The following is a 25026-nucleotide window of genomic DNA, read 5'->3' as shown; positions in this document are numbered from 1 at the left end:
ACCCGAATATCGGGTTCTCGCTGGAACAACATCGTCGGACGTCGAGGCACCGGCAACAATTGGGTGCAGGGTCTGCGACCCTGCCCGCCGGAGGCCCTAAAGCAACCGCGCCCCCAACTTGTTCTGCCAGAACGCCAATTGCTCCTTGAGCTGGCGTTCGCGCGTCGCGGCATGGTCTTCGTCGGGAATGGCTTCGAGCGGCTCGAATTCGAGCGCCTCGACGCCGTTCGCGTTGCACACCGCCTGAAGGTCGCGGTTGGTGTGGCTGCCGTTTTTCAGCGTGAACCAGATGCGGTTGGCAATGGTGGCGAGGTCGGGCGCCTTGCCGACCCAGGTATCGCCCGACTTGACGCAGCGCACCGCGAAGATGCCCGGTGCGGGTTTGCGTCCCTTGTAGGCGGCAATGGCGGCTTTGCGGTCGATCATCGGGGCTCCAGTCGAAAATCTGCCTAGAAGACGCTACGGCTCTTGTCAATTTCATCCGGATATAATTGACAGCTGACGCGACATGGCCTAGCGCGACTCCATGGATACAGACCCAACCTATACCATTTTCGCCGGCGACCACTGCCTCGGCAGCGGCACCCATGCGGCGGCGTTGCAGATCATCGCCGCACAACCCGGTGACGGGCCGACCGTGCTGGTGTTTGCCGATACCGATGGCCGCCAGACCGAACTCGACGCGCTGCCCGAGCCGGTGCCGCGCGGGCGCGGCCGGCCGAAGCTCGGCGTGACAGCGCGCGAAGTGACATTGCTGCCACGCCATTGGGACTGGCTGGCGGCGCAGCCCGGCGGCGCGTCGGTGGCGCTGCGTCGGCTGGTGGAATCGGCGCGGCGCTCGGACGCGGCGCGCGCACGGTCCGCGCAGGAAGCCGCCTATCGTTTCATTAACGCGATTGCCGGCAACCAGCCCGGCCATGAAGAGGCCTTGCGCGCGCTGTTTGCCAATGACCTTGACAGCTTCGCACAGCGCATCGCGGCGTGGCCGGCCGATATCCGCGGCTATGCGCTCAAACTCGCCGGTGCTGCCGGATAACCAAGCCGAATGAAAAGGGCCGCCTCCCTTGTAGGAAGCGGCCCGGTTCATTTGCCCGAAGGCAAAGTCTTAGTCGCGGCGCGGGCCACGGCCGTCGCGGCGCGGACCACGGTCCGAACGCGGCGGGCGGTCATCGCCACCTTCACGCGGCGGGCGCGTGTCGGGCAGTTCTTCGCCGGTTTCCTGATCGACGAGGCGCATCGACAGGCGCACCTTGCCGCGGTCGTCGATGCCGAGCACCTTGACCTTGACCTGCTGGCCTTCGCTGAGCACGTCCTTGACGACGGCAACGCGCTCGTTCTGGATTTCCGAGATGTGGACGAGGCCGTCCTTGGCACCCATGAAATTCACGAACGCACCGAAATCGACCATCGACACGACCTTGCCGGTGTAGATCTTGCCGACTTCGGCTTCCTGCGTGATGCCTTCGATCCACTTGCGCGCGGCGGCGATCTTCTCCGGATCGCTCGACGCGATCTTGACGGTGCCGTCGTCTTCGATGTCGACCTTGGCGCCCGTCGTCGCGACGATTTCGCGAATGACCTTGCCGCCGGTGCCGATAACGTCGCGGATCTTGTCCTTGGGCACCTGCATCGTTTCGATGCGCGGGGCGTGCGCCGACATTTCTTCACGCGTGTGGTCGAGCGCCTTGGCCATTTCGCCCAAGATATGGGCGCGGCCAGCCTTCGCCTGGTCCAAAGCGACCTTCATGATCTCTTCGGTGATGCCGGCGATCTTGATGTCCATCTGCAGCGCGGTGACGCCTTCCGACGTACCGGCAACCTTGAAGTCCATGTCGCCGAGGTGATCTTCGTCACCCAGGATGTCGCTGAGAACCGCGAAATCCTTGCCTTCGAGGATGAGGCCCATCGCGATACCGGCGACCGGACGCGTCAACGGCACGCCGGCGTCCATCATGGCGAGCGACGCACCGCAGACGGTTGCCATCGACGACGAGCCGTTCGACTCGGTGATGTCCGACAAAACGCGGATGGTGTATGGGAAGGCTTCCTTCGTCGGCAGCACGCCATGGACGGCGCGCCAGGCGAGCTTGCCATGGCCGATGTCGCGGCGACTGGGGGCGCCGAAGCGACCGACTTCACCGACCGAATACGGCGGGAAGTTGTAGTGCAGCATGAAGCGTTCGTAGCGCAGGCCGTCCAGACCATCGATCATCTGTTCGGCATCGGCGGTGCCGAGCGTCGTGGTGACGATTGCCTGGGTTTCGCCACGCGTGAACAGCGCCGAACCATGGGTGCGGGGCAGGAAACCGACGATCGCTTCGATCTGGCGCACCGTCTTGGTGTCGCGGCCATCGATGCGGCTGCCGTCCTTGAGGATGGCGCCACGGACGATTTCGCCTTCAAGCTTCTTGAACAGCTTGCCGGCCTTCTGCTGGGTGGCGCTGTCAGCATCGGCGAACAGCGGCTTCATCTTGGCCTTGGCTTCAGCGAGCGCCTGCTGGCGTTCCGACTTCTTGGTCAGCTTGTAGGCGGCGGTGATGTCCTTGCCGACGGCCTTCTTGATCTGCGCCAGCATTTCGGTGTTGTCCGGGATCGCGAGATCCCACGGATCCTTGGCGGCCTTTTCGGCGAGCGCGATGATCGCCTTGATCACCGGCTGGATGCCGCGGTGCGCGAACATCACGGCGCCGAGCATTTCGTCTTCCGAAAGCTCCTTGGCCTCGGATTCGACCATCATGACGGCGTCATGCGTACCGGCGACGACGAGGTCGAGGCGGCCTTCGGCGAGCTGCGCCTTGGTCGGGTTGAGGATGTATTCGCCGTCGGTGTAGCCGACGCGCGCCGAAGCGATCGGGCCCATGAACGGCACGCCCGACAGGCAGAGCGCGGCCGACGCGGCGATCATCGCCACCATATCGGCTTCGTTTTCGCCGTCATAGCTCAGCACCTGGGCGATGACGTTGATTTCGTTGTAGAAACCTTCGGGGAACAGCGGGCGGAGCGGACGGTCGATCAGGCGGCTGGTCAGCGTCTCATGCTCGGTGGCACCGCGCTCGCGCTTGAAGAAGCCACCCGGGATGCGGCCGGCAGCGCTGTACTTTTCCTGATAGTTGACGGTCAGCGGGAAGAAATCCTGGCCTTCCTTGACGCTCTTGGCTGCCGTGACGGCGCACAGAACGACGGTTTCGCCATAGGTGGCGAGCACGGCGCCATCGGCCTGACGGGCGATGCGGCCGGTTTCGAGGGTCAGCTTGCGGCCGCCCCATTCGAGTTCCTGCTTGTGGATATTGAACATGATTTTCGTCTTTCGTTTGCATGCGCCCGACCCGATGCCGTGCGCGGCCTACACTTCCGAAACCGTGGCACCATTGCCGTGGTTCGGAATACAAAACAGGCCCCCGGGTGTGCCGGAGGCCTGTCTATGCTTTGGAACTGCTGGTTACTTGCGCAGTCCGAGCTTGGCGATGAGCGCGGTGTAGCGCGCCATGTCGCGGCTTTTCAGATAATCGAGCAACGCACGACGACGGTTGACCATCATCAGCAGACCGCGACGCGAATGGTTGTCCTTGGCGTGGGTCTTGAAATGTTCGGTGAGCGTCTGGATGCGATCGGTGATGATGGCGACCTGCACTTCGGGCGAACCGGTATCGGTTGCGGTGCGGGCGTTTTCGGTAATGACAGCGGCTTTGCGCTCGGCGGTAATCGACATCATTGTCTCCTCAAATTACAAGTTGAACCCGCGCACGACCCGTATCGCGGTGGCATCAATGTCCACCAGAGCAACCGGAACAGGCCCGTCGGTCGCCAGATACAGCCCGTGGTATGCGGGGTGCCCGGGGAGCGTGCGTCCTTGACGGAGCGCGGTCGCTTCTTCGGGCGAGACTGCGTAAGCCGGGATGTCGTCCAGCCCTGCAGTCAGCGGCAAAACCGCCTGTTCAAGGCCGGCCTCCTGCAGCAAAGCCGCCCAATTGTCCAGCGAAATCGCTTGGGACAGCGTAAACGGCCCGGCGCGCGTGCGGCGCAAAGCGCTGACATGGCCGACGGTACCCGCCGCCAGCGCGATGTCGCGGGCGAGACTGCGGACGTAGGTGCCCTTCGAACAGGTGACTTCGAAACGCGCGGTATCGGTGTCGCAATCCACCAGATCGAGGGCGTGGATGGTCAGGTGGCGCGGCGCGAGTTCCACGGTTTCGCCGGCGCGCGCCAGCTTGTAGGCGCGGACGCCGTCGACCTTGAGCGCCGAAAAACCCGGCGGCACCTGGACGATGGGGCCGCGGAACTGCGGCAGCACCGCCTCGATCTGTTCGCGGGCCGGGCGCACATCGCTTTCCGCGACAACCTCGCCCTCGGCGTCATCGGTGGCGGTCGCCTGCCCCCAGCGCACTTCGAACGCATAGCCCTTGGTCGCGTCGAGCATCCGGCCAGCGAGCTTGGTCGCCTCCCCCAACGCAATCGGCAGCACGCCGGTCGCCAGCGGATCGAGCGTGCCACCGTGGCCGATCTTGGTCTTGGGGAAACCACCGGTGCGCAGGATGCGTTTGACCGCAGCAACACCTTGCGCGCTCGACAGGCCCAGCGGCTTGTCAAGCACCACCCAGCCGTGGATGCTCACATCCAGCGCCCGCGCGCGTTTAGCGCGCTCACATCCAAGCCCTTAGGGCGTCGGATTCCTCGCCGGGCAGCAGCGACAGGATGACGGTGTCGCGGATATGGCCGGTCCAGGTGATCTTGTTGCGGCGCAGGATGCCCTCGTGCTTCGCCCCCAGCTTGCGGATGGCGGCCTGCGAGCGGGTGTTGCGGACATCGACATCGAAGTGGATGCGGTGGAACCCCAGCGCCCAGGCGTGGCGCACCATTGCGGCCTTGACCGCGAAGTTGAAGCCGCTGCCGCGCACATGCGGCGCGAGATAAGTATAGCCGATCGCCACGACGCGGTTGCCGGGGTCAATGCCGTACCAGCTCGTGCAGCCGACGATGCCGTCACCGTCGAGCACGGCAAATGCCCGCTGGCCACCACCGGCGAGCTTGGTATCGAATTCACGGTCGAAATCTTCGCCGGTCAGGTTGGTCGAATAGATCGGCCAGATTTCGGTGTCGGCGGCGCACGCGGCGCGCAGGCCTTCGCGGTGCGCTTCGGCCAGCGGCACCAGCCGCGCCGGCCCCGCCGCGAGCGGTACGTGCAGCGTTTCGGGCGTCATGCGTCGTCGTCGAGCTCGTCATCGCGGATGTCCGACAGCCGGCGCGGCTTGACGTCGGGTTCAAGGTCGCGGGCGATGCGCGGGTTGCGCAGGATCGCATCGATTTTCGCGCCGGCATCGAAGCTTTCGTCGAGGCGGAACTGCATGTCGGGGGTGTATTTGGTCGCCAGCCGCTTGGCGACTTCGCCGCGGATGTAGCGGGTGTGTTCGCGCAATGCCTTGAGCACCGGCTCGGCGTCGGCGCCGCCGAGCGGCATGATGAACGCGGTGGCATGGCGCAGATCGGGCGATACGCGCACTTCGCTGACCGAGATGATGTGCGCGTCGAGCACCGGATCGCGGATTTCGCGACGGCTCAGCAGTTCGGCGAGTGCGTGGCGCACCTGCTCGCCGATGCGCAGCAAGCGGACCGAGCGGCCCTTTTCTTCAACCGGACGCGCCATCAGCGGGGCAACCTTTGCAACCATTCGACAATCGCCGCGCTCAGCGCGACGCGATGATCCGACAAATAGTGATCAGTCGGCCAGATGTAAGACGTGACCTTGGCACCTGGCACCGCTTCGACCGATTTGGCGAGCGCGGCGTTGACGGTGCCGAAGCCCGTCGAGCCGCCGCTGCCGGTGGTGCCGCCGAAAATCAGCAACGGCGCCTTGGCGAGGGCGGGGGCTTGCGCCTCGTTGTTCCAGCCCGCCGCGTTCGCCGCCATTTCGCCGAGCAGGCCCTGCGCGGTGATGCCCGAAATCGGCGGCATGCTTTCGGCGAGCCCCGCGACAATCGCCGCCTGCGCCTGCGGGTTCGACAATCCGGCCGCGCTCGCTGCGGGGTTCCAGGCGTCGATAAGAATGACACCCGCGAGTCCCGTATTATGCGCGGCGGTCTGCACCGTCATGAAGCCGCCCATGCTGTGGCCGGCGACTACAATGCGCTTGGGGTCGATGCGATACTTGGCGGCGTTGGCGGGGTCGCGCGCCCAGTCGAGCACGACCTGCGTGTCGTCGATCGCGTTGTGGATGCTGAACGCCCCTTGGCTGCCCCAGGCGCCGCGATAGTGGAACAGGATGACGTTCCAGCCGGCACGACGCGCGGCCTGCGCGACGTCACCGTTCTGCTCGACGCCGGGGAAGCCGTGCAGCAGCAGCATCGTCGGATGTGGGCCCTTGCCCTCGGCGAGGTAGATGCGGCCGTTCATGTTGGCACCGTGGCTGGCAATCAGCAGCGGCATCAGGTCGGCAGGGTATGCGGCGTTCATCGGCGGATCCGTGACCAATGCCGCCGGCACCGCGAGCGCAGGGGTGGCCAGCAGCAGGGCAGTCAGAAGGCGTAACATGGCGTGTCCTCAAATCCCCCTCGCCGCGAAGCGAGGGGGTTCGTGTTACAAAACTCTGACGCGCTCTTCGACTTCGAACGTCTCGATGAAGTCGCCAGCCTTGACGTCGCTCGAGCCTTCGAGCGTGATACCGCATTCGAGGCCCGACTTGACCTCGGCAACGTCATCCTTGAAGCGCCGCAGCGAGGCGATTGAGCCGTTGTAGATGATGACATCGTCGCGCATGACGCGGGCGCGCAGCGCTTTGCGGATGACGCCTTCGGTGACGCGGATACCTGCCGCCTTGCCGGTCTTGCCGGCCTGGAAGACTTCGAGCACCTGCGCACGGCCGACGACATTTTCGAGCATTTCGGGCCCGAGCTGGCCGGCGAGCGCCAGCTTGAGCTCGTCGATCAGGTCGTAGATGACGTCGTAATACTTCAACGCCACACCGTCGCGCTGCGCGAATTCACGCGCCTTGGCGTTGGCGCGGACGCCGAAGCCGATGATCGGCGCTTTTGACGCCGCCGCGAGGTTGACGTCGCTTTCGGTGATGCCGCCGACGCCCGAATGCAGCACGCGCACGCGGATCAGGTCGGTCGAGATCTTGTTGACCGCGCTGACAATGGCTTCGACCGAACCCTGGACATCGCCCTTGATGACGAGCGGATATTCCATCGCCTTCGCCGACTTGAGCGCCATGAACATCGAGGCCAGATCGGCCGGCGCACTGACGGTGCGCTTGGCGGTTTCCAGACCGGCACGGTAGCTTGCGACTTCGCGGGCGCGCGCTTCGTTTTCGACAACCATGAACGGGTCGCCGGCACGCGGCACCCCCGACAGGCCGAGGATTTCGACCGGCAGCGACGGGCCGGCGGTCTTCACCTGCACGCCCTTGTCGTTGAGCATGGCGCGGACCTTGCCCCACTCGGCGCCGACGACGAACACGTCGCCGACCTTGAGCGTGCCGCGCTGCACCAGCACCGTCGCCAGCGGGCCACGGCCCTTGTCGAGCTTGGCTTCGATGACGCTGCCTTCGGCGGCACGGTTCGGGTTGGCCTTGAGTTCGAGGATTTCGGCCTGCAGCAGGATCTTTTCGATCAGCTCGTCGAGACCGGTCTTCTTGACCGCCGAGACTTCGACATCCTGGACCTCACCGCCCATCGATTCAACCTGCACGTCATATTGCAGCAGTGCCTGACGGATGCGGCCCGCGTCGGCGCCGGCCTTGTCCATCTTGTTGATCGCGACGATCATCGGCACGCCGGCGGCCTTGGTGTGGTTGATGGCCTCGATGGTCTGCGGCATGATGCCGTCATCCCATGCCACGACGATGATGACGATGTCGGTGACCTTGGCACCGCGGCCGCGCATTTCGGTGAACGCTTCATGGCCCGGCGTATCGAGGAAGGTCACGGCTTCACCGCCGGGCAAGGTCACTTGATAGGCGCCGATATGCTGGGTGATGCCGCCGGCTTCGCCCTTGACGACGTCGGTGCCGCGCAGTGCATCGAGCAGGCTGGTCTTGCCGTGGTCGACATGGCCCATGATGGTGACAACCGGCGGGCGCTTGACGAGCGTTGCCGGATCATCGGCTTCGCCGACCATGCCGACTTCGACGTCGGCGTCGGAGACGCGCACGATGTTGTGGCCGAATTCGCTGATCACCAGCTCGGCGGTGTCCTGATCGAGCTCGGTTTCATACGACGAACCCGGCATGTCGAGCTTCGACAGCAAACGCACGATGTCGCTGGCGCGTTCGGCCATGCGGTTCGCGAGTTCCTGCACGGTGATCGATTCGGGGACGGTGACGTCGCGGACCTGCTTGGCCTGCTTGCCGCCCTGATGCGCGCGCTTGTCCTTTTCGCGTGAACGGCGCAGCGCCGCGAGGCTGCGGACGCGGACGCTGTCATCGTCGGTCAGTGCGCGCGTGACGGTGAGCTTGCCGCCACGGCGTTCTTCGCTGCGCGGGCGCGTCGGCGCACCGCGACGGCGGCCGGCTTCCTCGTCGTCGATGATCGGCGTCACCGCACTGATAATGCGGACACCCTTGACCTCTTCCTCGACGGGCTTGGGGGTCGGACGCGTCGCGAGTTCTTCCTCGATGCGCTTCTTTTCTTCAAGGCGCAGGCGCTCGGCCTCGGCGGCTTCGGCGCGCTCCTGGTCCTCGCGGATGCGGGCTTCCTCGGCGAGACGCATGCGGTCTTCTTCGGCCTGGCGCATCATCGCGGCGACGCGCTCCTGCGGCGTCAGCTTCGAAAAGTCGGGCGCCGGGCGCGGCTTGGCCTTAGGCGCAGGCTTCGCCGCCACTGGTGCGGGCGCGGCGGGTGCCGGTGCCGGAGTCGCGGCCTTGGTTTCAACCGGTGCAGCGACAGGCGCTTCGGCGACGGGCTCGGGTGCGACAGGCGCCGCTTCAACCGGCGCGGGCGCCGGTTCGGGTGCCGGCGCGGGCGCGGCCGGCTTGGGCACGACGCGTTCGACCGGCGTGAACATCACCGGCGGCGGCACTTCGCGCGCCGGAACGGGTTCAGGCAGCGGCGCCGGCGGCGGCGCAACGACAGGTGCCGCAACCGGGGCTGCAACCTCGACTTCGGCTTCCGCCGGCATCGGATCGCCGGGGCGCCGCAGGACGCGCTTCTGCTTGACCTCGACCACCACCGATTTGGTGCGGCCATGGCTGAAGCTCTGCTTGACCTTGCCGATTTCAACCGTCTTGTTGAGACCGAGCGGGGCGCGCATGCCGAGTTTGGGTTTGTTGTCGTCGCTCATTTAGAACCTTGATACCTTCAGTGTCCGGCAACGGGATATCCGTCACCGTTTCGTCGTTACGTGCCCCTATGGGCGGCGGCGTCTTCCGATAATCCCTCTTCGGACACAAAACCCGAAAAGGCGCGCCACCGTTCAACTGCCGCTGCCACTCGGGCGCAGGCGGCAGCATCGCAGACGGCGGCGTGTACTACATTTTCGCGTCCCAAAGCCATCGACAATTGCGCGCGCGGCACCGGCAACACCATCGACAGCACTTCGCGCGGCGAACCGCGGCGCTTGGCTTCTAGTTTGGAGATGCCGTCGGGCGCCGCGTCGCCGGCATGCAGCAGCAGCCGCACGCGGCCAACTGCCAGCGCATCGCCGATGCGGTCGGCGCCCCAGACGAGGTTGCCCGCCTTGTTTTCGAGCCCCAGCCGGTCGAGCGCGCGGCGCGCCAGCCCGTCGGCAATCTGGTCGGCCAGATTGTCGGGCAGCTGCACCGCGCTGGTCTTGAAGGCGCGCATCAGCAGCCCGCGCAGCTTGCCCTTGGCGAGTGAGGTTTCAATCAGCGGCCGGTCGGGCGACACCCAGGCGCCGCGCCCCGGCGACCGCGCACCAAGGTCGGGCGCAACATTACCGTCGGCATCGAGCGCCAGCCGGATCAACGCGCCACGCTCGCCGCGCGATCCGCTGAGGATGCACTTGCGCATGGCACCCTTGGCCACGGGCGCGATCGTCTCCGGATCGATGTCGGGACTTACTGTTGGGTCATTGTGGGGCATCCGCGTTAGCGTCCTCCCCGGCTGCGGCATCTTCATCTTCAAACCAGTGCTTGCGCGCCGCCATGATGATGTTGTTGCCGTCTTCGTCCGACAGGCCAAAGTCCTTGAGCAAGCCGTCGCGCTTCGCCACGAGTTCGTCGGTGGCGAGGTCGCCGAGGTCGTCGAGCGTCTTGATGCCCTTCTGGCCGAGCACGACGAGCATCGCTTCGGTCAGCCCGTCGATTTCGGCAAGTGCATCTTCGACACCCAGCGCCCGACGTGCATCGCGCGCCGCGGTTTCGCGGCGTTCGAGCGCTTCGGTAGCGCGGTTCTGCAGTTCGGCCGCGAGGTCTTCGTCGAAGCCTTCGATGTTAGCCAGTTCGGCGGTCTCGACGTACGCCACTTCTTCGAGCTCGCTGAAGCCTTCGGCCACCAGCAGCTGCGCCAGCGTTTCGTCGACATCGAGTTCGCTTTCGAACATCGCCGACTTCTCGGTGAATTCCTTCTGGCGGCGCTCGCTTTCGTCGGCTTCAGTCATGATGTCGATCTGTCGACCGGTTAGCTGCGACGCGAGGCGGACGTTCTGGCCGCGACGGCCGATGGCGAGCGAAAGCTGGTCATCGGGAACCACCACGTCGATGCGGTTGTCTTCCTCGTCCATCACCACCTTGGCGACTTCGGCGGGCTGCAGCGCGTTCACGACGAACGTCGCGACGTCGGGCGACCACGGGATGATGTCGATCTTTTCGCCCTGGAGTTCCTGGACGACGGCCTGGACGCGGCTGCCCTTCATGCCGACGCAGGCGCCGACGGGGTCGATTGACGAATCGCGGCTGATCACGCCGATCTTGGCGCGGCTACCGGGGTCGCGGGCGACCGCCTTGATTTCGATGACGCCGTCATAGATTTCAGGGACTTCCTGCGCGAACAGCTTCTTCATGAACTCGCCGGCAGCGCGGCTGAGGAAGATCTGCGGGCCGCGCGGTTCGCGGCGCACCGACAGGATCAACGAGCGCACGCGGTCACCGACGCGCAGCATTTCGCGCGGAATCTGCTGGTCGCGGCGGATGACACCTTCGGCCTTGCCGAGATCGACGACGACGTGGCCGAATTCGGCGCGCTTGACGACGCCGGTAATGATCTCGTTCACGCGGTCCTTATATTCTTCGTACTGGCGGTCGCGTTCGGCGTCGCGGACCTTCTGGACGATGACCTGTTTGGCGGCTTGCGCTGCGATGCGGCCGAACTCGATCGGCGGCAGCGGATCGACGATGAAATCGCCGAGCTTGGCGTCCGACTGCAGCTTGAGCGCGTCCTTTTCGCTGACCTGCTTGAAGAAATCCTCGGGCGCCTCGACGACTTCGAGCACACGCCACAAGCGCAGATCGCCCGACTTGGGGTCAAGCTTGGCGCGAATGTCGTTTTCCGAGCCGTAGCGCGCACGCGCGGCGCGCTGGATGGCTTCTTCCATCGCCTCGATGACGATCATCCGGTCGATCGACTTCTCGCGCGCCACCGCATCGGCAATCGCGATGAGCTCGGCGCGGTTGGCAGTGACAGTCGCAGTTGCAGGCTGGGCCATTGTACTAGTCCTCGTCAGTCAGGTCGTTGTCGTTCGCGACACTTTCGTCGCTTTCGATGATTTCGTCGGCGTCGCCGGCATCAAGCGGCCGCGTCGCGTTGATGAGCTTGTTGGTCAGCACCAGCTTGGCACCGCTGATGGCGGCGTAGGGCACGGTGACCGCGCCGATAGTCGGCATGTCGAAGCTGACGTTTTGCGCGGCGTCGATGCCGGTAATGGTGCCGTGCAGGCGCTTGCGGCCATCGACTTCGGGCTCCAGCTTGAGCCGGACTTCGTGGCCGATCCACTTGGCGAAGTCGGTGGGGCGCGTTAGCGGTCGATCAATGCCCGGCGACGACACTTCAAGCGCATATTCGCTTTCGATCGGGTCCTCGACGTCGAGCATTTCCGAAATCGCCCGGCTGAGCGTCGCGCACTGCGCCAGCGTCATCTGGCCGGTGGCGGGGTCTTCGGCCATCACCTGCAACGTCATTGCCGCCTTCGAACCGTTGAGCTGGACGCGCACGAGTTCGAACCCCAACTGGGTCGCAATCGGCGCAATCAGCGCGGACAAGGCAGCTATATCGCTCAAACGAACTCCGAAAATACCAAAAAGGCGGCGGGCCGGAGCGTTCCGGACCGACCTTCCAACCGATGACGATGTGAAGATGTCGCCGATATAGGCGCACTTCAGATGCGGAGCAAGCCGCCAATGTCGGTCAAAGCGGCGCTGCCCGGCGTTATTGCGGCGACGGTACCATGTCGGCGGCAATCCGTTCGATCATATAACCGTGGAACGGGTTGGCGCTGATCCGCATCAGCAGCGACGGCGGCACCACCAGCACGCCGCGTTCGCCGCGCACCGCGAGCGCGCCGAGCTGGATGCCGAACGATTCGCCGCTGGTGTTGGGCACGGTGCCGTAGAGCGGATCATCGAGCGCGAACGGAATCGCGATGTGCCCGACCGAATAGATTTCGCGCGGCCAGGTGACATCGAGCGGCACCACTGCGGTCTCGGTCGAACCGGCGGGCGTGTTGTGCGCCGCCACCGCATTGGCCTGCCCCTCGTTGGTCAGCAGCGTCACCGCATAGGTGCGCGGCGCCGGTGCCAGCAGCTTGTCAAGGTTCGGCGCGGCACTGGCGACGAGCAACGGCTTGAACACCGCGTCGCGGTTCATATCGACGAGCACCAGCTCGCTGCCGTTCGCCGGCAGCTTGTTGTAAAGCGCCGTCACCGTTGCCGACATGTCGACGGTCGCGTCAACAACTGACTGGAAAGTCAGCACCGGCGGCATCTCCTTGATGCGGCCATCGGCGACACGCGCATCGATGGCGTGCTGGACAAACTGCGTCATGGCGAACGACTGGCGCGCCGCGTTGATCGGAAAGCTGTTATATTTGAATGGGTTATATTCCGGCAGCAGGTCAAGCCACGCCGCCTTGGCGAACGCCGGGAATACTGCGGGCCAACCGGCGACACCGGCAAAGCGCGCTGCTCCAGTGATGCCGACTTGCGGCGACATCAGCACGACGCGGCCGGCCTGCGGCAGCGTCTTGTCGGTGATCGCGCTCAGCGCATAGTCGAGCGCCAGTGCACCGCCGTTCGAATAACCGACCAGATGCAACGGACCGCCGGGTACACGGCGGCGTGCCTCGCGCACCGCAAGCGCCGTCGCGGCGCGCCACTGTGCGGTGGTGATCTTGGTGAGGGCGGCGGGCACGGTGCCGTGGCCGGGCAGCCGCAGCGCCACCGCCAGCCAGCCGCGCGCCTGATACGCCTGCGCCACCGAGCGCACGCTGTACGGCGCATCGGTCAGCCCGTGCAGCAGCACGACAACGCCGACCGGCGTGCCGGCGGGTTCCAGAATGTACGAGCGGTTCCAGTCGTGCGCGAACTTGGGCGGATAGATCGGGCTTTGCGGGCAATAGCGGTTGGCGAGCGTGCAATCGGCGGCGGGCAGCTTGTCGCTGACCGCGGTCTTGACCTCGTTCATTACTGCGTCTTCGGCGCGCAGCCAGGTCGGCCAATCGGCGGTCGCAAGCTCCTCGGCGGTCAGTTCATGCGGCACATAGGTCTGCCACAGCCCCAGCGGCGCCCCGCGCTGCGAGTCCCAGGCGCGCACCGCAAAGATCGTCACCAGCACGACCGCGACGATAATTGCCAGCCATTTCAACCAGATAAGCATTATAGCCCCCCGCCCCGCTAAGTTTACAAACCCGTACACCCGTAAAGACTGACCAGATTCGGCCGCTAAGCCTCTGATTTATCGTCACCCAGCGGATGCTTACTGGTCACCAGATCGACAAGATGCTTGGTCTGGACATGCGTGTAAATCTGCGTCGTGGCAATATCGGCATGACCGAGCAAAATCTGCAGCGCCCGCAAATCAGCGCCGCCTTCGAGCAGATGCGTGGCAAAGGCGTGGCGCAGCACGTGCGGGCTGATGCGGTCGGGCGGGATGCCGGCGTCGGCCGCCAGCGCCTTGACCATCTGGTAGAGCCGGATGCGCGACAGATGCTTGGCGCCGCTCGGGAACAGATAGCGCGCGTCCTTGGGGACATTGACGGCATGCGCCTCGACAGCCGCCGCCGCACGGCTGCCGATCGGCACCAGCCGCTCCTTGCCGCCCTTCCCCGTCAGGATCGCGAAGCCGCGCCCAGGCTGCACCGCATGGCGCGGCAGGCTGACCAATTCGGTGGCGCGCAACCCCGAGCCGTAGAGCAGCTCGACCAGCGCGCGCAGCCGCAGCGTTGCGGGCGTTTGCGGATAGTCGTCGAGCGCCGCGAACAGCCGCGCAATGTCGCCGCCGTCCATCGTCTTGGGCAAAGGCCGTGCCGCGACCGGGCTCGGCAAGTCGCGCGCCGGGTCGTCGGCACGCAGGCCGTCGCGCTGCAGGAAACCGAAAAACCGCCGCAGCGCCGAACCCTTGCGCGCCACGCTGGCGCGCGCCAGCACCGACCAGCTCGCGCCCAATCTCGCCAGTGCGGCGCTATCGGCGGCGACAAGCGCGCCGCCCAGTGTTTCGCTGGCGCCGCGCAGGTCGCGTTCATAGGCGAGCAGTGTGTTGCGTGCCGCGCCCTGTTCGGCGGCCAGCATGTCGATGAACAGCGCGATGGCGCGTTGGTCGGAAATCGGCGCTGCCGCGGTCACCCGCGCGTCACAGCTTCGGCGACGATCATCCGCGCTTCATGCCCGCGCCCGACCGCCACCAGCGCCGCCACCAAATGCGCGAAATGCGCCGGCGGCACATCGGCCCAGGCGCCTTGCAGTGCACTCGCGGCGAGCACCGCGACCTCGCCGGTGCGGCCGGCCTTGGCCGCCGCATCGATGGCGCGCGTCCAGCTGTTCGCCGGTGCGTCGATTTCGTAATCGCGGCGCAGCCCGCCCCAGCCGTCACCGGCCTTGCCGAGGCCGCCGAGCCCGGCAAGCAGCAGTGCCGCGCGGTGCTTCGTCACCGCCTTGGGGCCCGACAGGCCCTTGGCCCAATCCTTGAAGCGGTCGGTGGTGACCGGCACGCGCGTTCCGGCATCGGCGGCAGCGAGCAGCGCCCAGCCATTGTCGCGCGTCGCGCCGCTGGCGCCGTCGATCACCGGCCACCAGCGCAACGCCGAATCGGCAGCCCCGGCGCTGAGCATCGCGCCGATCAGCATCGGCGCATCATCGGCGTAGCGCTTGTCGACGGGGAAGCTTGCCGCCGCCAGCGCAGTCTCGATCTGCCCGGCGTAATGGTCATCGGCACTGTCGCCGGCTTCCCACAGCGTCCGCATGCCGCTCAGCCGGTCGGCGGGCTTCGCGGCGACATAGGCCGCGCGCAGCGCTGCCGCGGGCGTCGCGTCAAACGCTTCGGTGTCGAGCCGCGCGGTTTCCATCGCGGCGAAATTGACCATTTCCTGCGCGGAAGCGACGCCCTGCACCGCCGCACGGCGCAACGCCGGGCCGCGGATTTCGTCTGACAGGCCGGGCGCGCGCACGACCCAGCCGCTCTGCTGGACGGGCAGCTTGGCATAGAATTCGGGCGGCACCTTGAGCCCTGCCGCCGTCGCCAGTCCGAAGCGGTACGGCGTCAGCGTATCGACTTCGGTCCAGTCGAGGTTGGCCGCGCGGCCGCCGGTGCCCGACAGCGTCGCCACGCGCTCGGCGAGCAACAGATCGAAGTCATTGGCGGTTTCGGCGTCGCGCAATTGGTCGAAGACGTTCGCCGCAGTGATGTCATCGCCGGTCATGCCGGCGCAGATGGCGTTCGCCAGCTTCCACAACGTATCGGTCGACAGCGCCTGTGCGGTCGGCGCCAGCGGGCATAGTCCTGGCAGGTCGGCGGCCGCGAGCGCCGCCTGTCCGGCGACGAGGTAGAGCTTGCGGCTGAAGCGGTCGAGCGGCACCGAATCGAGCAGCGCCTTGGCGCCATCGACTTCACCCATGCGCAGCAGCAGCCAGCCGCGTTCGGCGACCCAGTCGCCCGAATTGATATCGCGCGGCGTCAGGCTTTCGCTGAGCAACGCGCGGCGCAGCACGATGTGCGCCCAACGCGAGGCAATCGGCGTATCGATGCGGCGCATCACACCCGCGACAAAGCGCCCGTTCGAGCCGGCAAAGGTATTGAGCCCGTAGCCGGCGCCCGGCCCGGTCACCAATGAACCCAGTGGCCCGGCGATTTCGAGGCTGCGGCCGGTCGCGGCAATGGCGAACGGATCGATGACTTGCGCCGCAGCGGCCGCAGCCGCCGGATCGGGCAGCGGTCGTGGCCGAACAAATGGCGCGTCGGTGCTCGTCGCGCCGGCGTCGGGCGCGGCCGCGTCGGGCGCAGTGCCCGGCAGCGGTGCCGCAATATCGGCGGCGGGCTCCTCGAAGCCTTCGGGCAGCAGCGACTTGGGCGCGTCTTGCGCGGCGCCGGGTAGTGCGCACAGCAGAGCCGCACCGAGCAGCAGTGCAGTCAGCCCGGGGCGGGCGCGGCGCATGTTATTATTGCGCCAGCTTGGCATCCGGCACCGGCTGCTCGATCGTGGTGACCGGCGCCGGCACATCGGCGAACATCAGATAACCCGCACCGGCCACGACCAGCGCCAGCACCACCAACACAATCCACAACAACAAACGGCCCATAGTTCCTATCAATCCCGAATTTGGCCCCGCCGCAACGCGCGGGGGGCTTGGCCGCGCCACATGGCGGTGTATAGCGGGAGGCGTGATGAAGTGCGAAGCCAAAAACGACGACTCGTCGCCTCCGGCGGGCGGGGCAACGCCCCCGGCGGGCGGTGTGGTCGTACGTCCAGACCGATCAATCGTGCTGGTCGGGCTGATGGGGGTCGGCAAAACCACGATCGGCCGGCGGCTGAGCACGCGGCTCGGGCTGCCGTTTGTCGATGCCGATGCCGAAATCGAAAGCGCGGCCGGGCAGACCATCTCCGAAATCTTCGAACGCTTCGGCGAAGCGCACTTCCGCGACGGCGAGCGCCGCGTCATCGCCCGGCTGATCGAAGGCCCGCCCAAAGTGCTGGCGACCGGCGGCGGCGCCTTTGTCCATGATGAAACCCGCGCGCTGATCCTGTCAAACGCCATCGCCGTCTGGCTCGACGCAGATATCGCCACCCTGGTCGAACGCGTCGGTCGGCGCAGCAACCGGCCGCTGCTGGCGGGGCGTGACGCCAAGACCGTGCTCACCGAGCTCGCGGCAGTGCGCAATCCGCTCTATGCGCAGGCGCAAATCCATGTCGCCAGCAAGCCGGCGCCGCACGACATGACGGTCAATTCAATTGTCGAGGCGCTGGCCAAACTCAATTCCGCAAAGGCCCCGACCGCGTGACCGTGACCGTCGATGTCGCGCTGGGCGACCGCAGCTATCCCATCCATATCGGCGCCGGGCTGCTCGCCAGGGCGGGTGCGCTGCTGGTGCCACTGGCGCCGCGCGGCCGGCTGGCGGTGGTGACCGACGCGACCGTCGCGGCGCAGCATCTGGCGGCGCTGACACAGTCGCTCAACGAGGCGGGCATTGCTGTCGACCCCATCGTGCTGCCGGCGGGCGAAGCGACCAAGAACTGGGCCAATCTACAGCTGGTCACCGAAAAGCTGCTAGCGCTGGGTGTCGAGCGCGGCGACGCGGTGGTGGCGTTTGGCGGCGGCGTCATCGGCGACCTCACCGGCTTTGCCGCGAGCATCCTGCGCCGCGGCTGCCGCTTTGTGCAGATCCCGACCACCTTGCTCTCACAGGTCGATTCGTCGGTCGGCGGCAAGACCGCGATCAACGCCGCGGCGGGCAAGAACCTTGTCGGGGCCTTCTACCAGCCGTCGATGGTCATCATCGACCCAGATCTGCTCGACACGCTGCCGCCCCGCGAACTGCGCGCCGGCTATGCCGAGGTCGTCAAATACGGGCTGATCGACGATTTCGCCTTCTTCGAGTGGCTCGAAACCAATGCCGCGGCACTGCTCGCCGGCGATGCCGAAGCGCGCGTCCATGCCATCGCCACCAGCTGCCGCGCCAAGGCCGCAACCGTCGCCGCCGACGAACATGAAACCAACGGCCGCCGCGCGCTGCTCAACCTCGGCCACACCTTCGGCCATGCCTTGGAAGCCGAAACCGGCTTTTCCGACCGTCTGCTGCACGGCGAAGGCGTCGCCATCGGCATGGCGCTGGCGTTCGGCTTTTCGGCGACAACCGGACGCTGCAGCGGTCGCGATGCCGCGCGCGTCGCGGCGCACCTTGCCAGCGTCGGCCTGCCCGTCCTGCCGCGCAGCGCCGGCATCAGCGCGACCGGCAAATCGCTCGCGGCGCACATGCTGCAGGACAAAAAGATGAGCGGTGGCCGGCTGGCCTTCATCCTCGTGCACGGCATTGGCCAGGCCTATGTCGACAAGTCGGTGGTGCTCGCCGATGTCGAGGCGTTTCTGGACTCACCGCCGAGCTGGAACTGACGCCGGCGCGACGCGCTGGTGGCGGCGCCTAGTAAATCCCGCCCTCGTTGCGCAGGAAGTCGGCATCCGACCGCACGGTGCGACGGGCGTTGGGGTTGGGCGGCGCGACGGTGCGGCGCGGCTCGCTTTCGGGCTTGAAGGCTTCCCAGATGACGGCTGCGTGGCGCTCGGTCGACGGGGTGCCGCCGAACACGCGCTTGCCCGAGCGCCGGTCGATCTTGACCATGCGGATGCCCGGCGGGACGACGAACGGCATCTTCGGCGCGTCCTTCAACACCACCTCGCCGAACTGCCGCCAGATCGGCACCGCGATGGTACCGCCCTGCGCATAGCCGCCGAGGTTGCGCGGCTTGTCATAGCCCAGATACAGCCCGGCCACGAGATCAGGCGTGCCGCCGATGAACCAGACGTTGGTCGGGCCGCTGGTGGTGCCGGTCTTGCCGGCGAGCGGCCGGTCCATGCTGGCGAGGTTCATCGCGGTACCGCGCTGGACGACACCTTCCATCAGATGGACGATCTGGTACGCCGAGCGCGCATCGATCGCCTGCTTGGGCTTGCCGCCGGGGCGCGGCATCGACTCGCCGGCCCAGTCGGCGCGGTTGCAATCGGTGCACTTGCGCGTGTCGCGGCGCCAGATGACCTTGCCATTGCGGTCCTGGACCATGTCGATCAGCGACGGCGTGCCGGCGCGGCCGGCGTTGAACAGCTGCGCATAGGCGTTGGTCAGGTTGAGCACGGTGGTTTCACCGGCGCCGAGCGCGATCGCCAGCACCGGCTGGTAGCTGCCGACGCCGAGCGCCTTGGCGGTCGCCACCACCTTGTCCATGCCGGTGCTATAGGCAATGCGCACCGTCATCAGGTTGCGCGATTGCTCAAGGCCCCAGCGCATCGTCTGCGCGCCGGCATAGCCGCCGCCGAAGTTGCGGAAGCACTTCTTGCCGAGCGAGCGGCTCTGGAACACGCAATACGGCGCATCGACGAAAATCGACGCTGGCGTGAAGCCGTTTTCCAGCGCGGTGACATAGACGATCGGCTTGAACGTCGAGCCCGGCTGGCGCTGCGCCTGTGTCGCGCGGTTGAACGACGATTGCCGCGCATCCCAACCACCGACCATCGCCAGCACGCGGCCGGTGTGCGGGTCCTGCACGACCATGCCGCCCGAAACTGCCGGAATCTGGCGCAGCGCATAGGTGCCGTCGGCGGCCTTGCTGACCGGCACGACATCGCCGACCTTCAGATGTTGCAGCGCCGGTGTGCCGACACCCGCCAGCACTTGCGGCGCGCCCCAGGATGGCAGCGTGCCTTCGCTGCCATCGGTGAAACCGAGCCGCGCACTGCCGCCGTCCTTGGCGAGCACGACCGCGGCGCGCCATTCGTCATAGCCCGTCGGCAGGTTGACCGCGCGCAGCCGCCCAGCCCAGCCTTCGCCGGTTTCGATGTGCGCCGCCGCACCGCGCCAGCCGCGCGCCCGGTCATAACGCACCAGCCCGTCGCGCATGGCCTTTTCGGCGGCCTTCTGGATGAAAGGATCGATCGAGGTGCGAATCCACAAGCCGCCGCCATAGACGCTGTTGGGGCCATCGGCTTCGGTTTCGCCGAACTTCGCGATCAGTTCGCGGCGCACGTCTTCGAGGAAATAATCGCCGAGCCGCGACTTTACCGGCACGACATTGCGGATGGCGACCAGCGGTTCGGCGATGGCGGCATCGCGCTGCGCGGTGGTCAGATAGCCATTGGCCGCCATCTGGCCGAGCACCCAGTTGCGACGCGCCAGTGCCTTGTCGTGGTTGCCGACCGGGTTATAGTTCGACGGTGCCTTGGGCAGGATGGCGAGATACGCCATTTGCGCGGTGTCGAGTTGGCTGACGGTCTTGCCGAAATAGGCCTGTGCCGCCGCTTCGACGCCGTAGCTGTTGCGGCCGAGGAATATCTGGTTGAGGTAGAGTTCGAGGATCTGCTGCTTGGTCAGCGCCTGTTCGAGGCGCCGTGCCAGCACGGCTTCCTTGATCTTGCGCGCGAACGTCACTTCGTTGTTGAGCAGCAGGTTTTTCGCCACCTGCTGGGTGATCGTCGAGGCGCCGACGGGGCGCTTGCCGCTGCCCAGCGACTTGACGTTGGTCAGCACCGCCTGCGCGATGCCGAGATAGTCGAGCCCGGAATGGGTGAAGAACGTCTTGTCCTCTGCCGACAGATAGGCATGGATCAGCTGCGGCGGCATGTCCTTGTAGGGCAGGAAAATGCGGCGCTCGCGCGAATAGCTGGTCAGGACGGTGCCATCGGCAGCACGCACGGTCGACGGCAATGGCGGCGTGTAGCTGGCAAGATCGCCGGTGTCGGGCAGGTTGCGCAGCACCAGGAACACCCCGATCGCGCCAAGCAGCGCTAGGCTGCCAAACGCTACCCCCACCCAGCCCCAAAAGCTCAGGCGCGGAATTCGGAGCCATTTCGGGCGGGATGCAACAGTGACCACAGCGCAAGCCTATAGCAGGCGCGAAGCCTTGCTCAAGCGCCGCAGCATCAAATCGGCGCTATTTGCCGCGCCGCAGAAACGTCTCGACCGCCTGCGCGATGCCTTGCGCGATGGCCGCCTGACCTTCGGTCGAGATCAGGAAGCGCGCGTCCTCGACATTCGAGACATAGCCGGTCTCGAGCAGCACCGACGGCACGTCGGGCGCCTTGAGCACGTAAAAGCCGGCGAAATGGTGGAACTCGCCGCGAAAGCCGATGCGCGATTCGAGGCTGCGTTGCAGCGTTTCGGCAAACGCCACCGAGCGGTTGAGCGTATCGCGCCGCGCCAGATCGATCATGATGTCGCCGACGCCGGGGGCTTCGACGCCGAGATTGACACCGGCGATAATGTCGGACTGGTTTTCGCGCGCCGCCAGCCGCGCCGCGACCGCATCCGACGCGGTTTCGGAGAGCGTATAGACGCTGGCACCGCGCGCCAAAATGTTGGGGGCGCTGTCGGCGTGGATCGAAATGAACAGATCGGCCTTGGCGCGCCGCGCGATGGCGATGCGGCCGCCGAGCGGGATGAAGCGGTCGTCATCGCGCGTCAGCAGCGCCTTGACCTGCCCCGACCGGTTGAGCGCGGCGGCTGTGGCGCGCGCAATCGCCAGCGTGATGTCCTTTTCATAGCGCCCGGGCGGGATGCCGTCGCCTTCGGCCGGCGTCGCACCGACGTCCTTGCCGCCGTGCCCGGCGTCGATCATCACGATCGGCAGCTTGCCGCCACGACGCTGCGGCGCCGGAGATTCGGGCGCAGCGGCATCGGCTTCGGGTTGGTCGGCCTTGGCGGTTTCCGGTGGCGGCGGTGACGGCGCGCCGAACGCATCGGCAGGCAAGTCGAAATCGGCCGTCGCGGTGGCCGCCCGGCCCGCGGTCACAAACGGTGTCACCACCATCCGCGGTTTACCGAGCCGCGCGTTGAACTGGTCGCGCGATACCGGTGCCAATTGCAGCAACAACCTGCTGTCACCGGCCTGCCGCGCCGCAATGATCGTCATCGGCCGCGACAGTTCGATCACCAGTCGCACGGTTTGCGGATCGAACTGGCCGGCGCGGACGCGCACCACGACACCGCCGCCATCGACACTGCGGCGCACCGGTGCGACGCCGTCGAAATCGACGATCAGTCGCAGCGGATCGTCAAGCACGAAGCTTTTGGGCGCCGCAACCGCGCCATCGAGCACGACAGTGATTTCAGGCCGGGCGCCGCCACCGATTTCGATGCCGCGCAAATTGGCGCTCGCCGCAGGAACACCCGCCAACAACAGGAACATAAGGACAAGGCGCGACAGCATCGACTGCGAGCGTTACCGGTCGCCAGCCGCGCCGACAAGCGGGGCACTGCAACGTTGTAGCAACGGGCCGCTGCAACGCGATTGCAATGCTTTATGTTGTCGGGGTCGCATAAGGATGCTAGCAAGTCCCCGATGGCTCCGTACCGACGCGTTTTGCGCACACCGGCGACGGGCCGTTTCTAGAGGCGCCCGCGCCACTGGGGGAAGTTAGCGTTTTAGGTGCGGCGATATTGCCTGCCATTTCAGACGCCTACCCAATCCAGCGTCGGGCACTTCGCAGATATCGTTCGCCGCAACGGCCAGCCGGATATTCGTCCGTGGCCCGATGCAGCATCATAGTTAGGCCGCCATGTTTTCGATTCACACCAGCACAGCAAGGACCGCCCTTCGGGTCGGCCCGCTGTTGCGGTCGAAGCACATTGCCATGGTGGCCATGCCGCGTTTTACACAAACCCCGGGCCGCACCGTGCTGTCGCACGCGCAGGCCCCAAATTCGCGCGCCTGCGCGCCGGCCGGATCGGCCGGCGTGCCTGGCAGCGCCATGGAGCACATCAATGTCACAGCGTATGCTGATCGACGCCCGCCACCCGGAAGAAACCCGCGTCGCCGTCGTCAACGGAAACCGTATTGAAGAATTCGACTTTGAAGCCGCCGATCGCAAGCAGCTCAAGGGCAACATCTATCTCGCCCGCGTAACCCGCGTCGAACCGTCGCTGCAGGCGGCGTTTGTCGAATATGGCGGCAACCGCCACGGCTTTCTGGCGTTCAGCGAAATCCACCCGGATTATTACCAGATCCCGCGCGAAGACCGCGAAGCGCTGCTGCGCGAAGAACAGGCGCTGGCGCATGATGACAGCCATGACGACGCCGAAGCCACGGGCGAAGAAACCGGCGAAGACGGTGAGGAAATTGCCGAATCGGGCGGCCATGGCGACGACACCGACGCGCTGCGCCGCAAGCGTCAGGCGCTGCGCCGCCGCTACAAGATTCAGGAAGTCATCCAGCGTCGCCAGGTGCTGCTGATCCAGGTCGTCAAGGAAGAACGCGGCAACAAGGGCGCGGCGCTGACCACCTATCTCAGCCTCGCGGGCCGCTACTGCGTGCTGATGCCCAACACCGCGCACGGCGGTGGCATCAGCCGCAAGATTTCGAACCTGTCGGACCGCAAGCGTCTGAAGCAGGTGATGGCCGACCTCAAGCTGCCCAACGGCATGGGCGCCATCGTCCGCACAGCCGGGCTCAAGCGGTCGAAGACCGAAATCAAGCGCGACTTCGATTATCTGACGCGGCTGTGGGACGAAATCCGCGAAACCACGCTGTCGAGCACGGCGCCATGCCTCGTCCACCAGGACTCCGATCTGATCAAGCGCGCCATCCGCGACGTTTACGGCAAGGACATCGAGCAGGTCCTGGTCGAGGGTGCCGAGGGCTATGAGGCCGCGCACACCTTCATGAAGATGCTGATGCCGACGCACGCAGCAAAGGTCGTGCAGTACACCGACCCGGTGCCGCTGTTCCAGCGCTTCGGCGTCGAGGGGCAATTGGAGGCGATGTACCAGCCCGTCGTCCAGCTGCGCTCGGGCGGTTATATCGTCATCAACCCGACCGAAGCCCTAGTCTCCATCGACATCAACTCGGGGCGGTCGACGCGCGAGCACAACATCGAGGAAACCGCCTACAAGACCAACATGGAAGCCGCCGAGGAAATCGGTCGCCAGCTGCGGCTGCGCGACATGGCGGGTCTGGTGGTCATCGACTTCATCGACATGGAAGTCAGCGGCAACAACCGCCGCGTCGAACGCGCGATGAAGGACGCGCTGCGCCACGACCGTGCGCGCATCCAGCTTGGCCGCATCAGCAGCTTCGGCTTGATGGAAATGAGCCGCCAGCGGCTGCGCACCGGCGTGCTCGAAGCCTCCACGCACATCTGCCCGATGTGCGACGGTTCGGGCTATGTCCGCGCGATTCCGTCGGCGGCGCTCGCCGCGCTGCGCACGCTCGAAGCCGAAGCGCTCAAGGGCCGCGCCAGCGAATTCACGCTGCGTGCCAGTGTCGAAGTCGCGATCTATGTGCTCAACCGCAAGCGCGCCGAACTCGCCGAGCTTGAGCAACGCTACGGCATCGGCATCGAAGTCATCCCCGACGGCGAGCTGATGGCACCCAACTTCACGCTCGATGCCGCCGGTCCGCCGCCGGCGAAGCAGGTCGTGGTCAGCGCGCTGCCGCCGGTCACCGTGATTGTCGACGAGGAAGACGAACCCGAAATCGACGATGTCGAGGACGATGACGACGACGCCCGCGACCGCGCAGAGGACGATGAGGAAGACCGCATCGAAGCCGAAACCGCGCGCGCCGAAGGCCGCGAGCCGCGCCCGCGCGTCGGTGAAGGCGAAGCCGGTGGCCGCCGCCGTCGCCGTCGCCGCCGTGGTGGCCGTCGCGACGCAACGCCGACCGGTGATGCCGCTACCAGCGAAACCGGTGAAGACGGCGAGGCAGTCGCCGCAGCACCGACCGATGCCGCACCCGCTGATGGAGATGCACCGCGCAAGCGCCGTCGCGGTCGCCGTGGTGGCCGTCGTGGCGATGCACCGGTCGCAACCGAAATGGCCGCCGATATCGGCGAAGCCAGCGACGGTGTCGCCCCCGAACCCGAAGTGGCTGCCGAGGCGCCGGCCGAAAAGCCCTAGCGTCGTGGCCGCAGCCGCTAAGCCGATGCTCCGGCAGAAGTCGTCGAAACGG

General features: G+C 66.2%; 21 protein-coding genes. 4 read left to right on the top strand and 17 right to left on the bottom strand.

Annotation, left to right across the window (positions count from 1 at the left end; all coding sequences use genetic code 11):
* Window positions 1–96: 96 nt before the first annotated feature.
* Window positions 97–426 (bottom strand): GIY-YIG nuclease family protein, encoded by a 330-nt coding sequence (locus EUV02_RS10785; protein ID WP_135246224.1) that lies wholly within the window; start codon window positions 424–426, stop codon window positions 97–99.
* A gap of 100 nt (window positions 427–526) precedes the next feature.
* Between EUV02_RS10785 and EUV02_RS10780 the strand changes: the two genes are divergently transcribed.
* Complete coding sequence (locus tag EUV02_RS10780; RefSeq protein WP_135246223.1) at window positions 527–1036, top strand: DUF2239 family protein; 510 nt, start codon at window positions 527–529, stop codon at window positions 1034–1036.
* Between the two features lie 69 nt (window positions 1037–1105).
* Here EUV02_RS10780 and pnp read toward each other — a convergent pair whose 3' ends face one another.
* From pnp to EUV02_RS15675, 14 genes are all read right to left on the bottom strand, one after another.
* Window positions 1106–3295: a polyribonucleotide nucleotidyltransferase gene (gene pnp, locus EUV02_RS10775; protein WP_135246222.1), complete on the bottom strand. Its 2190-nt coding sequence runs from the start codon at window positions 3293–3295 to the stop codon at window positions 1106–1108.
* Between the two features lie 144 nt (window positions 3296–3439).
* Window positions 3440–3709 carry a 30S ribosomal protein S15 gene (gene rpsO, locus EUV02_RS10770; protein WP_135246221.1) on the bottom strand — a complete coding sequence of 90 codons (270 nt, stop codon included), beginning with the start codon at window positions 3707–3709 and terminating at the stop codon, window positions 3440–3442.
* A gap of 15 nt (window positions 3710–3724) precedes the next feature.
* Window positions 3725–4606, bottom strand: coding sequence for a tRNA pseudouridine(55) synthase TruB (truB, locus tag EUV02_RS10765; protein WP_243445892.1), 882 nt, complete (start codon window positions 4604–4606; stop codon window positions 3725–3727).
* A gap of 34 nt (window positions 4607–4640) precedes the next feature.
* A complete protein-coding gene (locus EUV02_RS10760; RefSeq protein ID WP_135246219.1) occupies window positions 4641–5198 on the bottom strand; it encodes a GNAT family N-acetyltransferase in 558 nt (185 codons plus the stop codon).
* Window positions 5195–5641 carry a 30S ribosome-binding factor RbfA gene (gene rbfA, locus EUV02_RS10755; protein WP_135246218.1) on the bottom strand — a complete coding sequence of 149 codons (447 nt, stop codon included), beginning with the start codon at window positions 5639–5641 and terminating at the stop codon, window positions 5195–5197. The genes EUV02_RS10760 and rbfA overlap by 4 nt, the downstream gene beginning before the upstream one ends.
* On the bottom strand, window positions 5641–6525 hold the full coding sequence (locus EUV02_RS10750; RefSeq protein WP_135246217.1) for an alpha/beta hydrolase family protein: 885 nt from the start codon (window positions 6523–6525) through the stop codon (window positions 5641–5643). Before EUV02_RS10750 ends, rbfA begins: the two co-directional genes overlap by 1 nt.
* 45 nt (window positions 6526–6570) lie before the next feature.
* Window positions 6571–9273, bottom strand: coding sequence for a translation initiation factor IF-2 (gene infB / locus EUV02_RS10745; protein WP_135246216.1), 2703 nt, complete (start codon window positions 9271–9273; stop codon window positions 6571–6573).
* A gap of 56 nt (window positions 9274–9329) precedes the next feature.
* Window positions 9330–10034, bottom strand: coding sequence for a DUF448 domain-containing protein (locus EUV02_RS10740; RefSeq protein ID WP_166430596.1), 705 nt, complete (start codon window positions 10032–10034; stop codon window positions 9330–9332).
* Entirely contained in the window at window positions 10021–11595 is a 1575-nt protein-coding gene (nusA, locus tag EUV02_RS10735; RefSeq protein WP_135246214.1) for a transcription termination factor NusA, read from the bottom strand. Before nusA ends, EUV02_RS10740 begins: the two co-directional genes overlap by 14 nt.
* A gap of 4 nt (window positions 11596–11599) precedes the next feature.
* Window positions 11600–12166 (bottom strand): LSm family protein, encoded by a 567-nt coding sequence (locus tag EUV02_RS10730; RefSeq protein ID WP_135246213.1) that lies wholly within the window; start codon window positions 12164–12166, stop codon window positions 11600–11602.
* 148 nt (window positions 12167–12314) lie between these two features.
* Window positions 12315–13760, bottom strand: a complete 1446-nt coding sequence (locus tag EUV02_RS10725; RefSeq protein ID WP_135246212.1) for an alpha/beta hydrolase — start codon at window positions 13758–13760, stop codon at window positions 12315–12317.
* 65 nt (window positions 13761–13825) lie between these two features.
* Window positions 13826–14725, bottom strand: a complete 900-nt coding sequence (locus tag EUV02_RS10720; RefSeq protein WP_279379516.1) for a tyrosine recombinase — start codon at window positions 14723–14725, stop codon at window positions 13826–13828.
* Complete coding sequence (locus EUV02_RS10715) at window positions 14722–16530, bottom strand: hypothetical protein (RefSeq protein ID WP_135246211.1); 1809 nt, start codon at window positions 16528–16530, stop codon at window positions 14722–14724. The genes EUV02_RS10720 and EUV02_RS10715 overlap by 4 nt, the downstream gene beginning before the upstream one ends.
* Window positions 16531–16534: 4 nt before the next feature.
* Window positions 16535–16675, bottom strand: coding sequence for a hypothetical protein (locus EUV02_RS15675; RefSeq protein WP_166430595.1), 141 nt, complete (start codon window positions 16673–16675; stop codon window positions 16535–16537).
* A gap of 85 nt (window positions 16676–16760) precedes the next feature.
* On the opposite strand from EUV02_RS15675, the gene EUV02_RS10710 reads away from it, so the two are divergent.
* Window positions 16761–17375: a shikimate kinase gene (locus EUV02_RS10710; RefSeq protein WP_135246210.1), complete on the top strand. Its 615-nt coding sequence runs from the start codon at window positions 16761–16763 to the stop codon at window positions 17373–17375.
* Window positions 17376–17377: 2 nt separating this feature from the next.
* A complete protein-coding gene (aroB, locus tag EUV02_RS10705) occupies window positions 17378–18484 on the top strand; it encodes a 3-dehydroquinate synthase (RefSeq protein WP_135246492.1) in 1107 nt (368 codons plus the stop codon).
* A gap of 28 nt (window positions 18485–18512) precedes the next feature.
* On the opposite strand, the gene EUV02_RS10700 is transcribed toward aroB, so the two are convergent.
* Both EUV02_RS10700 and EUV02_RS10695 read right to left on the bottom strand, forming a co-directional pair.
* Window positions 18513–20891: a penicillin-binding protein 1A gene (locus EUV02_RS10700; RefSeq protein ID WP_243445861.1), complete on the bottom strand. Its 2379-nt coding sequence runs from the start codon at window positions 20889–20891 to the stop codon at window positions 18513–18515.
* A 121-nt stretch (window positions 20892–21012) separates the two neighbouring features.
* Window positions 21013–22287 carry an N-acetylmuramoyl-L-alanine amidase gene (locus tag EUV02_RS10695; RefSeq protein WP_135246208.1) on the bottom strand — a complete coding sequence of 425 codons (1275 nt, stop codon included), beginning with the start codon at window positions 22285–22287 and terminating at the stop codon, window positions 21013–21015.
* Window positions 22288–22841: 554 nt separating this feature from the next.
* Here EUV02_RS10695 and EUV02_RS10690 point away from each other — a divergent pair.
* Window positions 22842–24974: an Rne/Rng family ribonuclease gene (locus tag EUV02_RS10690; RefSeq protein WP_424022190.1), complete on the top strand. Its 2133-nt coding sequence runs from the start codon at window positions 22842–22844 to the stop codon at window positions 24972–24974.
* The last annotated feature ends 52 nt before the right edge of the window (window positions 24975–25026 follow it).

The organism is Glacieibacterium arshaanense, assembly GCF_004681125.1.
Lineage (GTDB): Bacteria > Pseudomonadota > Alphaproteobacteria > Sphingomonadales > Sphingomonadaceae > Polymorphobacter_A > Polymorphobacter_A arshaanense.
The sequence above is the reverse complement of the archived record's forward strand: the minus strand, read 5'-3'. Positions and strand labels throughout refer to the sequence as shown.

Excerpts from the sequence above, each read along its gene's own strand:
- EUV02_RS10785 (WP_135246224.1), bottom strand. The coding sequence starts at position 426 with ATGATCGACCGCAAAGCCGCCATTGCCGCCTACAAGGGACGCAAACCC.
- EUV02_RS10780 (WP_135246223.1), top strand. The coding sequence starts at position 527 with ATGGATACAGACCCAACCTATACCATTTTCGCCGGCGACCACTGCCTC.
- pnp (WP_135246222.1), bottom strand. The coding sequence starts at position 3,295 with ATGTTCAATATCCACAAGCAGGAACTCGAATGGGGCGGCCGCAAGCTG.
- rpsO (WP_135246221.1), bottom strand. The coding sequence starts at position 3,709 with ATGTCGATTACCGCCGAGCGCAAAGCCGCTGTCATTACCGAAAACGCC.
- EUV02_RS10760 (WP_135246219.1), bottom strand. The coding sequence starts at position 5,198 with ATGACGCCCGAAACGCTGCACGTACCGCTCGCGGCGGGGCCGGCGCGG.
- rbfA (WP_135246218.1), bottom strand. The coding sequence starts at position 5,641 with ATGGCGCGTCCGGTTGAAGAAAAGGGCCGCTCGGTCCGCTTGCTGCGC.
- EUV02_RS10750 (WP_135246217.1), bottom strand. The coding sequence starts at position 6,525 with ATGTTACGCCTTCTGACTGCCCTGCTGCTGGCCACCCCTGCGCTCGCG.
- infB (WP_135246216.1), bottom strand. The coding sequence starts at position 9,273 with ATGAGCGACGACAACAAACCCAAACTCGGCATGCGCGCCCCGCTCGGT.
- EUV02_RS10740 (WP_166430596.1), bottom strand. The coding sequence starts at position 10,034 with ATGCCCCACAATGACCCAACAGTAAGTCCCGACATCGATCCGGAGACG.
- nusA (WP_135246214.1), bottom strand. The coding sequence starts at position 11,595 with ATGGCCCAGCCTGCAACTGCGACTGTCACTGCCAACCGCGCCGAGCTC.
- EUV02_RS10725 (WP_135246212.1), bottom strand. The coding sequence starts at position 13,760 with ATGCTTATCTGGTTGAAATGGCTGGCAATTATCGTCGCGGTCGTGCTG.
- EUV02_RS10715 (WP_135246211.1), bottom strand. The coding sequence starts at position 16,530 with ATGCGCCGCGCCCGCCCCGGGCTGACTGCACTGCTGCTCGGTGCGGCT.
- EUV02_RS15675 (WP_166430595.1), bottom strand. The coding sequence starts at position 16,675 with ATGGGCCGTTTGTTGTTGTGGATTGTGTTGGTGGTGCTGGCGCTGGTC.
- EUV02_RS10710 (WP_135246210.1), top strand. The coding sequence starts at position 16,761 with ATGAAGTGCGAAGCCAAAAACGACGACTCGTCGCCTCCGGCGGGCGGG.
- EUV02_RS10695 (WP_135246208.1), bottom strand. The coding sequence starts at position 22,287 with ATGCTGTCGCGCCTTGTCCTTATGTTCCTGTTGTTGGCGGGTGTTCCT.
- EUV02_RS10690 (WP_424022190.1), top strand. The coding sequence starts at position 22,842 with ATGTCACAGCGTATGCTGATCGACGCCCGCCACCCGGAAGAAACCCGC.